The following is a 14,772-nucleotide window of genomic DNA, read 5'->3' on the forward strand; positions in this document are numbered from 1 at the left end:
CCCCCCCCCCCCCAGTCCGTAGCCCCAGTCTCCTCTACCCGCGGTGGTGGGCGACGTCGTTCACGCAGCGAACCACACCGAATTCGCCGAAGTAGTCCACGACAGAGATGCTTGCCAGGTCCAAAAACAGGTGCTTGAACAGTTCGGCGTTCGCGCCGAGAGCCTGGCGGACCATGGATTTAATCGGGGTCATATGGGTGACCACGAGTACGTTCTGGCCTTCGTAGCGCTCCTGCAGTTTCAGCCGGGCGCGGGTGACGCGGCGGTGGAACGCCGTCAGCGACTCGCCGGCAGGGGGCGCGTTGTTTGGCGATTCCTGCCACGTCGCATACGTCTCCTCCCCCTTCGCAATCGCCTCGTCGCGGGTCAGCCCTTCGTAGTCGCCGAAGTCGAGTTCGCGGAAGCCCTCGTCAGTACGGATTTCCAGGCCGAGTACATCCGCGGCGAACTGCGCAGTTTGCTGGGCGCGCGCCTGCGGGGAGGCAACGATGGCATCGATGCGCCCGAACGAACGCAGCGCCTCTGCGGCACGCTTCGCCTGCTCACGGCCAATATCGGTGAGGTCTGGATTGGACACACCAGAAAAACGCATCTCAGCCGAGTGCTGCGTTTGCCCGTGCCGCAGCAGAATGAACCGCGTTCGCGGTTCGGAGTTTCCAGCCCAGTGGCCAGCGGCATCGCGCTTTTTCTTTTCGACGACCGGCCCCTCCGCCGGCTTCTCCTCTTGGGCCGAAGCCTTGCCACCGCCGCCCCACACGCCGGTGCCCTTCACAATCCCCGGCTTGTCGCCACGCGCGGCCGCGTCCATGGCCACGTTGGACAACTCGTCGGCCTTCTTGTTCTTGGCGCGCGGAACCCAGGTGTAGGTGACCTTCTCAAAGGAGGAGGCGAGGTCGCGGGCTTCCCGGGCGAGTTTTTGCATGTCCGGGTGTTTGATTTTCCACCGGCCGGTCATTTGCTCGACGACGAGTTTGGAGTCCATGAAAACGTCCACCCGCGTGGCGCCGACCTCGCGCGAGGCCTCCAGTCCGCGGACCAGACCGTAGTATTCAGCGACGTTGTTGGTGGACTTTTTCCCCACCACGTAGGCGATCTCTGCAAGGGTTTCGCCGTCGGTGTCGTAGACCACGGAGCCGGATCCGGCGACCCCCGGGTTTCCGCGGGAGCCGCCGTCGCAGTACATCTTGACCTGCATTTACACCTCGTCGGTGGCCGGGTTCACGCGCACCAGCAGGGTGCCGCAGTTCGGACAGGCCGGCAGGGTGTCCTCCGGCTCGGCGAGTACTTCGGCGCGCTCGGACGGCGGGAGTTGGATGAAGCAGCCGCCGCAGGCGCGGCCGTTGAACTTGGCGGCGCCGATGTCGTCGTACGCCTTCAGCACGTCCTCCGGCAGGCGGGAACGCAGCGCGTCGGTGTCCACCGCTTCTTCTTCCGGCAACGCATCGACGGCGCGCTGGGCGGCCTCGACCTTGCGGTTGAGTTCATCGACGCGGGCGGCGTGAATGTCGCGGTTGTTGCGCAGCGCAGCGATCTCGTTGTGGGCTTCCTTGAGTTCGTAGAGCAGGTCCGCGATGCGCGACTTCGCGGCGTAGCGGTCGTGCTCCAGGTCCTTGCGACGCTCCGGGTCGGTCTCTGCACTGAGCTGGCGCTTGTCGTCGAGTTCGCGCTTCTTCAGTTTCCGCTCGTCTTCCTGGATGCGCAGGATTTCTAGTTCCATGTCATCCACGGCCAGTTGGGCGGAGGCGGAAGCCTCGGTCATGCGCGTGCGTTCGTCGAGAAGCTTCTGTAGCTCTTGGACTTCGGGACGAACGCGCGTCTGGCCCTTGGCGGCGTCGGCGAGCGCGAGCTCCAGGAGGACGGGTTGCAGGTCTTGGGATAGGTGCATCAGTACTCCTTTAGTTCGCGGGGTGCGCGGACACGGTCCAGGGATCCGTGCGGATGTGCAGGATCTCGGTGTCCACGCCTAGAGGGGACACGATACTCTCTGCCTGCTCGGTCCAGGGAAACTCGCTGGCCCAGTGGGCGGTATCGATGACGGCAGGCCCACCGGCGCGCAGGTGCTCGTCGACCGGGTGGGGGCGCAGATCCGAGGTGACATACACGTCCACACCGAGTTTGGACACATCCGAAAGGAACGAGTCGCCGGAGCCGGAGGACACCGCGACCTTTTGCACGATCTGGTCCGGATCGCCGGCGGCGCGCACGCCCCACGCGGTTTCCGGCAGCGCGTTGGCCACCTGCTGGGTGAACTCGCGCAGCGTCATCGGCTCCGGCAACTCGCCCACGCGCCCCAGCCCGGTGGCCGTGGACAAATCCCCGGTGTGCTCGATCTGGACGATGTCGAACGCCGGCTCCTCGTAAGGGTGGTTCGCGCGTAGCGTATCGACGAGCCCACGCCGCAGCCTCGCCGGCGCCACGAACTCCACACGCATCTCCTCGGCGGTGAAGTGCTCGCCGACGGTGCCGTCGGTCGGGTCGGCGCCCTCGACCGGGGTGAACTCGCCGGTGCCCGCGTAAGAAAACGCGCACTCGCGGTAGTTGCCAATCTCGCCCGCGCCGGCCTCGAACAGGGCGCGCTTCAGGGCGTCGGCATCCGCTGGTGGGACGTGGACGCCCCAGCGGTCGGTGGCGTCGAGAAGCACCGGCTTGATCGGGCGGCCGGGTTTGATGCCGACGAGCTCGGCGAGTTTGTCCGACACACCCGGGCGCGCCGAATCAGCGTTCGTGTGCGCGGCGAACAGCGCGCATCCGCCAGCCAGCAACGTGTGGATAACCTTGCCTTTCGGGGTGTTCGCCGCCACTGAATGCACACCACGCAGCAGCAACGGGTGGTGCACAACCAACAGTTGCGCACCCTGTGCCACGGCCCGCTCAGCCACCTCCAGCGTGCAATCCAACGCGAACGCAACCTTGGTCACCTCAGCGTCAGGGTCGCCGCAGACCAGCCCAACCTGGTCCCAGCTTTCCGCCAGCGCCGGCGGGGAGGCAGCCTCGAGGGCATCAACAACGTTTTGCACAGTCACAGCAGTCATGGCAGCAAGCCTACAAATTTGGAACAGTGGTGAGGTGTGAACACCACATTGCTTTTCGACGTCGACGGCACCCTCATCGACTCATTCCCCGGCATCCGCCACGGATTCCTCCTCGGATTAGAGGCCGTGGGCTGGGATAAACCGGACGAGGAGTTCATCAAACGCATCCCCGGGCCACCGATGCCGGAATCGATGCGCGCGCTCGGCATGTCGCCTGACCAGGTCGAACAAGCCATGCAGGCCTACTCCGCCTACATGTCCACCGAAGGCTGGCAACGCTTCGAGGTTTTCGACGGCATGGCCGACCTGCTGGCCAGGTTGAAGGGGGAAGGTTTTGGGGTGTGCACGGCGACGTCGAAAAGCGAACGCTTCGCGCGAGCCGCCCTCGAGCGCGCAGGGATGCTCGAACACATCGACTTTTTGGGCGCTGCATCTAACGACGGCGTACGCGCCAAGAAGGCCGACGTGATCCGGTACGTGCTGGACAACGTCGCGCCAAAACGTCCCCTGATGATTGGGGATCGCACCCACGACTTCACCGGTGCCGCCACCTTTGACATCCCGAGTGTTGCCGTGACCTGGGGTTACGGTGCCGCACCCGAATGGGACGAGGCGACCTACGTAGCATCGGACGCACGCGAGTTGGAAAGGATCATCCGTGCTGCATATTGATTTCGTCTGCACCGGCAACATCTGCCGCTCCCCGATGGCCGAGGTCATCGTGCGCTCCAAGTTGGAGGACGCGGGACTGGGCGATGCGGTGCGCGTGTCGTCGTCAGGCATCGGCGACTGGCACGTCGGCCACAAAGCCGACGAACGCGCCCGGCGCGAACTGGCCAACCACGGCTACGACGGCGAAGCCCACCGCGCCCAACAGTTTGGCTACGAGCAGGAGCAAGCCGACCTGATCGTCGCGCTGGACACCAACCACGTGTCGGAGTTGGTCGTGCGCGGCGTGCCCGAAGACAAGGTCCGTCTGCTGCGCTCCTTCGACCCCGACACACCTGAGGGCGCTGGCGTTGCCGACCCGTACTACGGCGGGCCCGAGGGCTTCACCGTGGTGCGCGAACAGATCGAAGCCGCCGCCGACGGCATTATCCACTGGGTACGCGATCAGCTAGGCTAAGTGGGCGTGAATGCCAACAAGTCCTCCCAAAAGCCGTGGTGGCGCCAACTGCTCAACCCCGGCTGGATCATCGCGGCGATCGTCGTCGGCATTTTCTCCTACTTTGCCTTCACGTTCCTCGCGCCCTGGCAACTCGGCAAGAACGAACAGTTAGTCGAGCGCAACGAACACATCTCCGCGGCGTTCGACCACGATCCCGAACCGCTGGTGGACCGCCTGCCCGGCACCACGCTCGCACCCGCCGACGAATGGTCACGTGTGGTCGCCACCGGCCACTACACGGGCAACGACGTGTTGCTTCGCCTGCGTTCCGTCGACCGCACCCCTGCGTTCCAGGTGCTCACGCCGTTCACGCTTGACGACGGCCGCACCATCCTTGTCAACCGCGGCTGGGTCCCCGCCGAAGGCTCCACCGGTGTGCCGGACATCGACGCAGCACCTACCGGCGACGTCACCATCACTGGCATGCTGCGCGCCGGGGAAGCCGTCCACCCCACCGCGCCGATTCACGACCAGGGCTACGACATGGTCCACTCCATCAACCCCGCCCAGGTCGGGGAGCTGTCCGGCGTCGACACTGGCGCTGTCATGGTCGAGCCGTACATCCAACTGCTCTCAGACCAACCCGGCACCCTCACCGCCATCCCCCTGCCCCAACTCGAAACCGGCAACCACCTTTCCTACGGCCTCCAGTGGATCCTGTTCGGCGTCGCCGCCCCCGGCGCCCTGCTCTACTTCCTCTACTCCGAAAGCCGCGAACGCCGCCGCTTCGCCGAGGAACAGAAGCAACTGCTTAACGACGACACCGTGTCCGGCAGCGGCCCCGAGCCTTCCCCTGTCCCCGGCGAAGAAACCGCCCCGGCGCCGTCCGCTCAGACCCCGACTGCGGCTCCTACGCGTTCCCGCCAGCGCTACGGTTCTTCCCGCACCAACCCGTGGGCCAAGGCTTACGATAAGGAACAAGAACGCTAACTCTGTCCCATGGTCTCTGAAGGGGTTTTGATGTCGCTCGATTCCGTCCTCCGCACCCTCGCCGACGCCTTCGTCGTCCCCGCCTCGGGCGTCGAACCAGCCGATATTGAAGACGCCGCCTTCGACCACGCCGTCGCCTTCGCCAACCGCCCCTTCGCAACCTTGTCGCTTCTCACCGACCCCGAAGGCCAGCCCCTTTTCGCCCTGTCCGACGGCGGTACTTTGCCAGCCCGCGCCGGCTTAGCCTGCGCCGCGCTTGGCCACTCTCTCCACGACATCTCCATCGTCCCCGACTCCCCCACCGCCACCACCGGCTCCGCTCGGGTGCAGTTCTCCGAATGGGACGTCGCAGACGTGGAGTTCGACGGCAACACCCCGGCGTTCGAACTGGGCATCCTCGCCGCCATCGAGAACCGATCGCTCTAGGTACCGGTTCGGGTTAAGCGACAAAATGTGTGTCTGGATTCGTCGATTTGTTTGAGATGATCGGGGGTTTTCCTGAAAGTATATGCTCCTGGGGCTTATATCCGCGCCATGGTGACGAAAAACCGGGGGGTGACAGCAGCGTGTGGTAGGGGCTGGTGTTGGCTTGATCAATGCCGAAGAACAGACCACGCTGCCAATGCGGTGGGGAAATGAAACGCAACGGTAAGACCTCCGCCAACCGCAGCCGGTGACGGTGCAAAATGTGCGGCGCTTCCACCACCAAGCAGCTCCCCGATATCACCAACTCCGCTGCCTTCGCAGCATTTATCACCCACCTCACAACCGGTGCGAGCTTGGAAACCGCTGCCGCCGGAGCAGGATGTCATCCGCGTACGCTGCAACACCGGTTTGAACACTTCTGGCTAGTTGATGTCCCCGATCCCACGATCGGGCACGAAGGCTGGGTCTACGACCAGGTCTTTCTTGACGGCACCTACACCGCCGGCGGATGCTTGATTGTTGCTGCCACCTTGGATCACGTCATCGCTTGGCACTGGTGCACACGTGAAACCACCCGCGACTACCAACGACTGCTCGAACGTATCCCCGCGCCCCTGATCCCTGTCATTGACGGCGGCCAAGGCGCTGCCAGCGCAATCAAGGCATGCTGGCCCACAACGAAAGTGCAGCGCTGCCTCGTCCACACCCAACGCGTGGTGCGCCGGCACACCACCGCACGTCCCCGCACCGATGCAGGACGAGCGATTTACCAGATCGCGCTCAACCTCACGAAGATCACCGATCTTGACGAGGCGGCCGCGTGGGGTGCGCAACTGCACGAATACGGCACTATCTACCGTGACTGGATGAACCAGAAAACGTTCACAACCGACCCGGCGACACGGCAACGCGCCTGGTCATGGACTCATGAACGCACCCGCAAGGCCTACAACAGCCTCAACCACCTATGGCGGGGCAACTTACTGTTGGTCTACCTCGCCCCACCCGACGGTGTGCTCGACGCCAGCCGGATCAAAGCCACCAAACAGCCGGAAGGCGGAATCAACGCCCAGTTGAAACTGCTGGCCCGCACCCACCGGGGAAGATCCGGGAACATCAACGCCGCATGTTGGATTGGTGGCTCTACCTAAAAACGGAACTGCCTGACGACCCCGTTGAGATCGCTGGGCAGCCCAACTGGGGTCAGGACTAACTGGCCAAAGTATCCACCCTGACCCGAAACGAGAACCAAGCCGACCACGAAACTTCGACGACCAGCCTTCTACGAGGGCGCTATCGACACCAACTACACCCACTCAATCGGCATCCAAAAAGGCCACATCTAACCCTCGCGACACGCCGAGCTAGACACCCTTTTTGACCCTTAACGCTCAAATAGTAGTTATAGAATAGCGGCTCACGCAGGAAGCAAGAATTTGAATATACTAGTCTCTGTCTCGTTCACGGTATCTCACCAAGACTACGTACAAAATGCCCGCTAGAGCACCTGTAATCGATAAAATGGGACCTACGGACAAAATCGGATTAGACCACGCAGAAAGTGCTACCTGAATAATACTCAGGATAACACCTATAGCGATAATGATACCGATGACAACACGTAGCAAGCGCATTTATACCTACTGTGACCAACAAATTCCACCAGGGAAAAGTCTAATTCCTCGATTCCACGAACCGCAGATGCCTAAAATGCCAGATTCCGCCGCTAAGACTCCAGCAATAGCGCCAGCAAGAACCCCGCCTACACCTGTTTCTGCAGTAATTAACGCTGCTAACGCGGCAACACCAGCGCCAGCGGCGTACGCATTCTGGAGTGCAGATGCCGCGCAGCTATTTAGCAAGACACCGGGTGGTAGCTTTTGGAACCCATTCCGTCCTTGACATGCATCGTAAAACTGAATAGCCGGTTCGATAGCATCCGCTTCGCGTTCAAGAATCGCTAGGTCTGATTCGTCCGCGTCAACATTCCAGCCTTGCGCAAGAAGAGTTCCTGAGAACTCATTCAGTACACCAGAATCCACGTCTGGATCCGACTGAGCTGCTCGATAATCAAACCGTGCATGTTCAAAATCAACATACCTGTCCATCGCCCTAAAAGATGCCTCTTCAGCCACGGTGAGGTTCGAATCCTCGGCAAATAACATCTGCGCCTCAGCGACGTCAATTGGCTTTGCCGTTACCGTCGTAGGGGAGGAGATTCCTAGCGCCGATACCGAAAGTGCAACTGCCAATGCCCTTCTAAAGAGTAGGCGCATTCCTAACCTCTTTCTAGGAATATTCTGCGAGAGCTTGCTCTGTCGAGATGTCCTGCGAGCTCTTGCTCACTTAAGACACCTTGTGAGATGACGGTAACATATTCTTTCGCCCAATGAACGGCAGAGCATTAATGAGAATGTCACGCCGATAGCAGACACACATTTTGAGCCTTAACCCCCTTAACCCCTTAACCCCAGCCTGCGGACTCACACCAAGCTACGAAAAGGCCCCTCCGAAGAGGGGCCTTGACCTGGTGCGCCATGACGGGCTCGAACCGCCGACCTACTGGGTGTAAACCAGTTGCTCTTCCAGCTGAGCTAACGGCGCGCTACCCGGTAACACTACCAAAGCACGACCGGAAAAGGAAAACCTGCAGGCTAAGCGCCAAAAACTACCGTTTCGAGGCGGCGAGGCAAGAGCCCTGCCAGTCACCGAAGCGGTCGGCCTTGGTCTGCAGCAGACCGGCCAACTGGGCAGACTCTGCGATCAAGCCCGGGGCGACAACGCCTGGGAAGCCGGCACCAGGAGTCATCAGCCAGATACGGCCGCCGGAACCGAGGTTGCGGGTGGCGTCGACGAGTTCATCGACAAGGTCACCGTCGCCTTCACGGAACCAAAGGAGGACGAGGTCGCAGGGCTCGAGGGTGTCGTCGTCAAGAAGCATTGCTCCGATGGCATCCTCGATGGCTTCCGAGATGGACGAATCCGCATCCTCGCCCCAGCCGATCTCCTGAACGACAAGGTCGGGGCCAACCCCAAAACGGTCGGCGTAGGTGTCCACTCCTGTGGCACTCAAGTGTCTAAATCCTCCAGTTGTAGTTGTACGAATGCACGACAGCATACCGCCCCACCGTGCTCAATGGCGACAAACCAACAATTAGTCTCACCAAAAGCCATCCGATGTAAGAACTAGCGACCAAAAGAACGTATCCTTGTCGGTGTATTGCCCCGATGAACCCAGGAGGTTGAAGTGGCCGAAAAGGACACCGAGATGATCGATGGTCGCGTGAAGAACGCTTCTGACGTCGATACGAATATCCTGTCGCTGCGCGAAGGCGTAGCTTCCTACCTGCATGACGCGGACCCGGAGGAAACCCAAGAGTGGATGGACTCCCTCGACGGCCTGCTCGAGGAGTCCGACCCGGAGCGCGCCCGCTACCTCATGCTTCGCCTCATTGAGCGCGCCAACGCCAAGCGAGTACCACTGCCGGCGCTGTCCTCCACGGACCTGGTGAACACCATCCCAACCAAACTCGAGCCGGAATTCCCTGGCGACGAGCAAATTGAGAAGCGCTACCGCCGCTGGATGCGCTGGAACGCCGCCGTCATGGTGCACCGCGCACAGCGCCCGGGCATCGGCGTCGGCGGCCACATCTCCACCTACGCCTCCGCGGCAGCCCTCTACGAAGTTGGCTTCAACCACTTCTTCAAGGGCAAGGACGCACCACAGGGCGGCGACCAGATCTTCTTCCAGGGCCACGCCTCCCCAGGCATGTACGCCCGCGCCTTCCTCGAAGGCCGCCTTTCCGAAGACGATCTGGACGGCTTCCGCCAGGAACACTCCCGCAAGCAGGGCGGCCTGCCGTCCTACCCGCACCCGCACGGCATGCCGGGCTTCTGGGAGTTCCCAACCGTGTCCATGGGCCTTGGCCCAATGAACGCCATCTACCAGGCACGCTTTAACAAGTACCTGCAGGACCGCGGCATCAAGGACACCGACCAGCAGCACGTCTGGGCATTCCTTGGCGACGGCGAAATGGACGAGCCCGAATCCCGCGGTCTCATCCAGATGGCTTCCCTCTACGGTCTGGACAACCTCACCTTCGTGATCAACTGCAACCTGCAGCGTCTCGACGGCCCAGTGCGCGGCAACGGCCAAATCATCCAAGAACTGGAGAGCTTCTTCGTCGGTGCCGGCTGGAACGTCATCAAGGTCGTCTGGGGCCGCGAGTGGGACGAACTGCTGGAAAAGGATGAGGACGGCGCACTCGTCCACATCATGAACACCACCAAGGACGGCGACTACCAGACCTTCAAGGCCAACGACGGCGCCTACGTCCGCGAACACTTCTTCGGCCGCGACGAGCGCACCAAGAAGCTCGTCGAAGACATGACCGACGAAGAGATCTGGAACCTGCGCCGCGGCGGCCACGACTACCGCAAGGTCTACGCCGCCTACAAGCGCGCCTTGGAGACCAAGGGCAAGCCGACCGTCATCCTCGCCCACACCGTCAAGGGCTACGGCCTCGGCCACAACTTCGAGGGCCGCAACGCAACCCACCAGATGAAGAAGCTGGCCCTGGAAGACCTGAAGCTCTTCCGCGACAAGCAGCAGATCCCGATTTCCGACGAAGAACTGGAAAAGGATCCGTACCTGCCGCCGTACTACCACCCGGGCGAGGACGCCGAGGAGATCAAGTACCTCAAGGCACGCCGCGAGGAACTCGGCGGCTACCTGCCGGAGCGTCGGGAGCAGTACACCCCACTCGAGCAGCCTGACTTTGAAAAGACCTTCAAGGCCCTGTTCAAGGACTCCGGCAAGCAGGAAGTCGCCTCCACCATGGCGCTCGTGCGCACGTTCAAGGCGATCATGCGCGACAAGGAGATCGGCAAGCGCATCGTCCCGATCATCCCGGACGAGGCCCGTACCTTCGGCCTCGACTCCTGGTTCCCGACCCAGAAGATCTACAACCCGCACGGCCAGAACTACGTGCCGGTCGACCACGACCTGCAGCTGTCCTACCGCGAGTCCACCGATGGCCAGATCCTGCACGAAGGCATCAACGAGGACGGCTCCTCCGCATCCTTCATCGCAGCAGCAACGTCGTACGCCACCCACGGCGAGCCGATGATCCCGATGTACATCTTCTACTCGATGTTCGGCTTCCAGCGCACCGGCGACAACTTCTGGGCCGCCGGCGACCAGATGGGCCGCGGCTTCATCGTCGGCGCAACCGCCGGCCGCACCACCCTCTTCGGAGAGGGCCTGCAGCACATGGACGGCCACTCCCCGATCCTGGCATCCACCAACCCGGCCGTCATCCCGTACGACCCGGCGTTCGCCTACGAGATGCCGTACATCATCTCCAAGGGCATCGAGCGCATGTACGGCCAGGGCGCGGACAAGGACGAGGACGTGATGTACTACATCACCGTCTACAACCAGCCGCACCACCAGCCGGCACGCCCGGACAACCTCGACGTTGAGGGCCTGCACAAGGGCATCTACCTTTACGACGAAGGCAAGGACCTCGAACACAAGGTCTCCCTGCTCGCCTCCGGCGTGGGTATGCAGCAGGCACTTCGCGCACAGGAGATCCTGCAGGAGAAGTACAACGTCGGTGCCGCGATCTACTCCGTCACCTCCTGGACCGAACTCGCCCGCGAGGGTCAGCGCAAGGCTGCCGAGCAGCTCCGCAACCCGGGCGAAGAGGTCGAAGAGGCATTTGCTACCAAGCAGCTCAAGCAGACCGAAGGCCCGTACATCGCGACCTCCGATTTCGCTTCCGACCTGCAGGAGCAGATCCGCGCCTACGTCCCGGGCCAGTACATCGTGCTTGGTGCCGACGGCTTCGGTTTCGCCGACACCCGCGAAGCCGCCCGCCGCTACTTCAACATCGACGCCGAGTCCATGGCCGTCGCCGCCCTGATGGGCCTGGCCAACGAAGGCAAGATCGATCGCGATGTTGTGGCGAAGGCTGCAAAGGATCTGAAGATCGACGATCCGACCGCCGCGAAGCCGACCCTCGACTCCGACGACGAGGGCCCGGAGAACGCCGCCGAGTAGTTCTCTGACCTCCACCGCCCCGGCCTGTTTTCATTGGCTGGGGCGGTTTTCGTTGTGTGAGGTGGCTCGTCTTTCCGCCTGCCACCCTTTCCGAAAATAGTTCCCCGGCCGGGAACTTTCTTCGGTTTTGGAACTTTCCGCAGCTGCGTTTCCCCAGGTCGCCGATTTTGTGAGCCGCGCGGAGCCAAAATAGTTCCACAAATCGGCGCGGACCCGGGAACTATTTTGGCCAGGAGCAGATGCTCCTGACAGACTTCACATCGGCGCCCACCTCAAAACCCGCTGACCTGCGACGATTCCCGGCGCTGACAGATTCTGCCGGAATGTGTCAGAAACCTCGGCGGCAGGTGGCTGTCGCAGGCGCGGTCGCGCCGGCCCTACCCTCGCGCCAGGGCGATGACGCGCTCGATGGCGGCGGTGACGGCGTCGGGGTCGTCGAGAGGCGGCATGTGCCCTGACTCGGGCAGGATTTGGAAGTAGGCGCCCGGCCAGATCGCGGCGAGTTCGGCGGATTGGCTGACGGGGGCGACGTTGTCGCGGTCGCCGACGAGGATGTAGCCGGGGATGGTGGCCAGGACGGCGGCGGCGCCGCGTTCGGAGTGGGTTTGGAGGTCGTCGAAGAAGCCTCGATAGGTGGCGAGCGGCGTGGCTTTGATCATGCGGGCGTGGAATTTGATCAGGGACCACGGCACGGGCCGGAAGTAGAACCAGCGTGCGAGGATCGGGGCGATCATGTCGGTGACCAGGCGCCGAATGCCTTCGGCGGCGTGCGGCAGCCTATCCACAAACCACCCGAGCGACCGGCCGAATCCCCCACCGAGGAGGCGTGGTAGGCCGCGGGCGGTGAAGGGGTCGACGGTGCTGGAGATTTGCACGGATCCGACCCAGTTGAACCGGTGGCGGCGCATGAGCGACAGGGAGATCGGACCGCCGAGGGAGTGTCCGACGGTGATGAGGGGGTCGTCGATACCGAGGTGGCTCAGGACGGCGGCGATGTCGTCGGCGGCGGCGTCGATGGTGAGCAGGCTGGGGTCGGCGTAGCCGGTTTTGCCGTGGCCGCGGACGTCGACAAGGATTTGGCGCACGCCGGAAATGGCTTCGACCTGCAGTTTGTATTCGGCGGCGGCGATGTTGAAGCCGTGTGCGTAGACGACGGTCAGGCCGGCGTCGCGGGGCCCGACGTCGTAGTAGTGGATGGTGATGCCGTCGCGGTCGATGGTGCCGGTGCGCATCATAATCCGAGTTGTCCCAGGTAGGGCATGGCGGCGAAGCCGATGCCGACGATGACGGCGAGGATGCCGAAGACCAGCGCGACTTTTTGCAGCGGCGTCGATCCTGCAGGCGCAGGCACCGGCGCAGGCACGGGCGTTTGCTTCTCGACGACCCCACGTCCCGTATTCGTCACCCTCGCCGTCGTCGAACGCTTCGAGCCGTCGGCGAACGTGGCGGTCACGTCAAGGTTCGCGCTGTCGTAGGAGTCCTTGGGCAGGGTCACGGTAATCGCCCCGGTCTTCTGGTCAACCGAGTCGTAGGTGCCCTTGACCTCCCACGTCGCGTCGTTAGGAAGGTCCAGGTGGCGGACGTTGGTCGGGGTGAGCGTTACGGTTTGGCCGGGGTCGGCCTCGGCGGAGTCGTATTCCGGATCGTACAGAAACGCGTGGTCCGGGATTAAGGTGACCTCGGGGAAATAGAGGTCCGTCGAGTTGTCCGGAAAGTGCACCCGCACCGGAATCTGCTGCGTGTTCTCGCCGCGCTGCACCGGCGTATCGCCATTCAGGTTGAGGTTGACCCGGAGTTTGTCGTCCACCTTGTCCACCTGAAAGCGGTGGCGGATCGTGTTCTCCCCGGTCAGGCTCCACCGCGCCCCCTCCGGCACGTCCTTCAACTCCAGGTAAACGGGGTTGGTGTAGTAGTCGCCCGGCGGGCCGTACACGTGCGATGTCTCCGGCGCGAAGTACGGCTTGTACGTTTCCGCCATCGTTGCGGCGCCGGCGACGGGGGCGACGAGGCTGGTGATCACAACGGCTGCTGCCGGAACTGCGAGGCGGTGCATGGGCCTATCATAACGGCATGGAACTTTCGCAGCGCTTGGATCTCGGCGGCCTCCAACTCGAGGAGGAAACCCCGGCGGACACGTTTGCTCGTCTCGCGGGATTGGTTGAGGAGGTGACGGGTGTCGTCGTCAAGCAAAGCTCGCGTTTCGACGACACCGCCATCGCCTCCCTCGACCGCATCGAACTCGCCGTGCGGATCGAAGACACCTTCGGCGTGCGTATCGACGACACCGTACTTAACGACCACCCCACCGCCGGCGAACTCGCCGACTACCTGGAGGAACACGAATGATTTCATACCTGACCGACATGGACGGCGTCCTCCACAAAGAGGGCTCAGTCATTCCCGGCGCGAAAGAGTTCATCTCCACCCTGCGCGCCGAGGAAATCGAGTTCATGGTGCTGACCAACAACTCGATGCAAACCCCGCGCGACCTCTCCGCGAAACTGCAACGCATGGGCCTAGACATCGAACCGGAACGCATCTGGACCTCCGCGACGGCGACCGCCAAGTTCCTCTCGCAGCAAGCCGGTGAAGCCTCCGCGTACGTCATCGGCGAGGCCGGCCTGACCACCGCGCTACACGAGATCGGCTGGATTCTTACCGACGCCGACCCCGACTTCGTCGTACTCGGCGAAACCCGCACCTACTCCTTCGAAGCGCTCACCACCGCCTCGAACCTGATCCGGCGCGGCTCGCGCTTCATTGCAACGAACCCCGACCTGACTGGGCCTGGCCCGCGCGGGGTCGTACCCGCAACCGGTTCCGTCGCCGCCATGATCACCGCCGTGACCGGCATGGAGCCTTACTACGTGGGCAAACCTAACCCCGTCATGATGCGCTCGGCGCTGAACAACATCGGCGCCCACTCCGAAAACACGGTCATGATCGGCGACCGCATGGACACCGACGTGAAATCCGGCCTCGAAGCCGGCATGCGCACCGTACTTGTGCGCTCCGGCATTAGCGACGACGCCGAGATCGCCCGCTACCCCTACCGCCCCACCGCCGTGTTCGACTCGGTGGCGGACCTGGTGGATCGCATCCACGACCCCTTCGGCGACGGCAAGTACACCGACGCCGACTAGGGCGCGCTT

Annotated in this window: 15 protein-coding genes and 1 tRNA gene; 8 read left to right on the top strand and 8 right to left on the bottom strand. The window is 62.8% G+C overall.

Annotation, left to right across the window (positions count from 1 at the left end; translation table 11 throughout):
* Nucleotides 1-34: 34 nt before the first annotated feature.
* The 3 genes from HMPREF2690_RS06070 to HMPREF2690_RS06080 are packed head-to-tail and all read right to left on the bottom strand — an operon-like array spanning nucleotide 35 to nucleotide 3,032.
* Nucleotides 35-1,195: a bifunctional RNase H/acid phosphatase gene (locus HMPREF2690_RS06070; RefSeq protein ID WP_070820390.1), complete on the bottom strand. Its 1,161-nt coding sequence runs from the start codon at nucleotides 1,193-1,195 to the stop codon at nucleotides 35-37.
* Entirely contained in the window at nucleotides 1,196-1,885 is a 690-nt protein-coding gene (locus HMPREF2690_RS06075) for a zinc ribbon domain-containing protein (RefSeq protein WP_070422131.1), read from the bottom strand.
* Between the two features lie 10 nt (nucleotides 1,886-1,895).
* Nucleotides 1,896-3,032 carry a Nif3-like dinuclear metal center hexameric protein gene (locus tag HMPREF2690_RS06080; protein ID WP_070820391.1) on the bottom strand — a complete coding sequence of 379 codons (1,137 nt, stop codon included), beginning with the start codon at nucleotides 3,030-3,032 and terminating at the stop codon, nucleotides 1,896-1,898.
* A 36-nt stretch (nucleotides 3,033-3,068) separates the two neighbouring features.
* Between HMPREF2690_RS06080 and HMPREF2690_RS06085 the strand changes: the two genes are divergently transcribed.
* From HMPREF2690_RS06085 to HMPREF2690_RS06105, 5 genes are all read left to right on the top strand, one after another.
* Nucleotides 3,069-3,704, top strand: coding sequence for an HAD hydrolase-like protein (locus HMPREF2690_RS06085; protein ID WP_070820392.1), 636 nt, complete (start codon nucleotides 3,069-3,071; stop codon nucleotides 3,702-3,704).
* Nucleotides 3,691-4,158, top strand: a complete 468-nt coding sequence (locus HMPREF2690_RS06090; RefSeq protein ID WP_070820393.1) for a low molecular weight protein-tyrosine-phosphatase — start codon at nucleotides 3,691-3,693, stop codon at nucleotides 4,156-4,158. The genes HMPREF2690_RS06085 and HMPREF2690_RS06090 overlap by 14 nt, the downstream gene beginning before the upstream one ends.
* A gap of 6 nt (nucleotides 4,159-4,164) precedes the next feature.
* Complete coding sequence (locus HMPREF2690_RS06095; protein ID WP_246818882.1) at nucleotides 4,165-5,130, top strand: SURF1 family cytochrome oxidase biogenesis protein; 966 nt, start codon at nucleotides 4,165-4,167, stop codon at nucleotides 5,128-5,130.
* 30 nt (nucleotides 5,131-5,160) lie between these two features.
* Nucleotides 5,161-5,556 (top strand): hypothetical protein, encoded by a 396-nt coding sequence (locus HMPREF2690_RS06100; protein WP_070570161.1) that lies wholly within the window; start codon nucleotides 5,161-5,163, stop codon nucleotides 5,554-5,556.
* 260 nt (nucleotides 5,557-5,816) lie between these two features.
* The gene (locus HMPREF2690_RS06105) at nucleotides 5,817-6,707 is read left to right on the top strand and encodes an IS1249 family transposase (RefSeq protein WP_256380740.1); all 891 of its coding nucleotides are present in this window, start codon (nucleotides 5,817-5,819) and stop codon (nucleotides 6,705-6,707) included.
* A 489-nt stretch (nucleotides 6,708-7,196) separates the two neighbouring features.
* Here HMPREF2690_RS06105 and HMPREF2690_RS11930 read toward each other — a convergent pair whose 3' ends face one another.
* The 3 genes from HMPREF2690_RS11930 to HMPREF2690_RS06115 all read right to left on the bottom strand — a co-directional run bounded on the left by HMPREF2690_RS11930 (nucleotide 7,197) and on the right by HMPREF2690_RS06115 (nucleotide 8,629).
* Nucleotides 7,197-7,691, bottom strand: a complete 495-nt coding sequence (locus tag HMPREF2690_RS11930; RefSeq protein WP_141743383.1) for a hypothetical protein — start codon at nucleotides 7,689-7,691, stop codon at nucleotides 7,197-7,199.
* Between the two features lie 393 nt (nucleotides 7,692-8,084).
* Nucleotides 8,085-8,160, bottom strand: a tRNA-Val gene (locus tag HMPREF2690_RS06110).
* A 64-nt stretch (nucleotides 8,161-8,224) separates the two neighbouring features.
* Nucleotides 8,225-8,629, bottom strand: coding sequence for a DUF3052 domain-containing protein (locus HMPREF2690_RS06115; RefSeq protein ID WP_244268623.1), 405 nt, complete (start codon nucleotides 8,627-8,629; stop codon nucleotides 8,225-8,227).
* 195 nt (nucleotides 8,630-8,824) lie between these two features.
* On the opposite strand from HMPREF2690_RS06115, the gene aceE reads away from it, so the two are divergent.
* Nucleotides 8,825-11,620 carry a pyruvate dehydrogenase (acetyl-transferring), homodimeric type gene (gene aceE, locus HMPREF2690_RS06120; RefSeq protein ID WP_070820425.1) on the top strand — a complete coding sequence of 932 codons (2,796 nt, stop codon included), beginning with the start codon at nucleotides 8,825-8,827 and terminating at the stop codon, nucleotides 11,618-11,620.
* A gap of 377 nt (nucleotides 11,621-11,997) precedes the next feature.
* Here the strand turns inward: aceE and HMPREF2690_RS06125 are convergent, their stop codons facing one another.
* Both HMPREF2690_RS06125 and HMPREF2690_RS06130 read right to left on the bottom strand, forming a co-directional pair.
* Nucleotides 11,998-12,855 carry an alpha/beta fold hydrolase gene (locus HMPREF2690_RS06125; RefSeq protein ID WP_083320318.1) on the bottom strand — a complete coding sequence of 286 codons (858 nt, stop codon included), beginning with the start codon at nucleotides 12,853-12,855 and terminating at the stop codon, nucleotides 11,998-12,000.
* Nucleotides 12,852-13,673, bottom strand: coding sequence for a YPDG domain-containing protein (locus HMPREF2690_RS06130; protein ID WP_070820395.1), 822 nt, complete (start codon nucleotides 13,671-13,673; stop codon nucleotides 12,852-12,854). Before HMPREF2690_RS06130 ends, HMPREF2690_RS06125 begins: the two co-directional genes overlap by 4 nt.
* Before the next feature lie 17 nt (nucleotides 13,674-13,690).
* Between HMPREF2690_RS06130 and HMPREF2690_RS06135 the strand changes: the two genes are divergently transcribed.
* Together HMPREF2690_RS06135 and HMPREF2690_RS06140 are read left to right on the top strand one after the other, a co-directional pair.
* Complete coding sequence (locus tag HMPREF2690_RS06135; RefSeq protein ID WP_070820396.1) at nucleotides 13,691-13,966, top strand: acyl carrier protein; 276 nt, start codon at nucleotides 13,691-13,693, stop codon at nucleotides 13,964-13,966.
* On the top strand, nucleotides 13,963-14,763 hold the full coding sequence (locus tag HMPREF2690_RS06140; RefSeq protein WP_070820397.1) for an HAD-IIA family hydrolase: 801 nt from the start codon (nucleotides 13,963-13,965) through the stop codon (nucleotides 14,761-14,763). The genes HMPREF2690_RS06135 and HMPREF2690_RS06140 overlap by 4 nt, the downstream gene beginning before the upstream one ends.
* The last annotated feature ends 9 nt before the right edge of the window (nucleotides 14,764-14,772 follow it).

The organism is Corynebacterium sp. HMSC034E11 (assembly GCF_001835905.1).
In the GTDB taxonomy this organism is placed as follows: domain Bacteria; phylum Actinomycetota; class Actinomycetes; order Mycobacteriales; family Mycobacteriaceae; genus Corynebacterium; species Corynebacterium coyleae.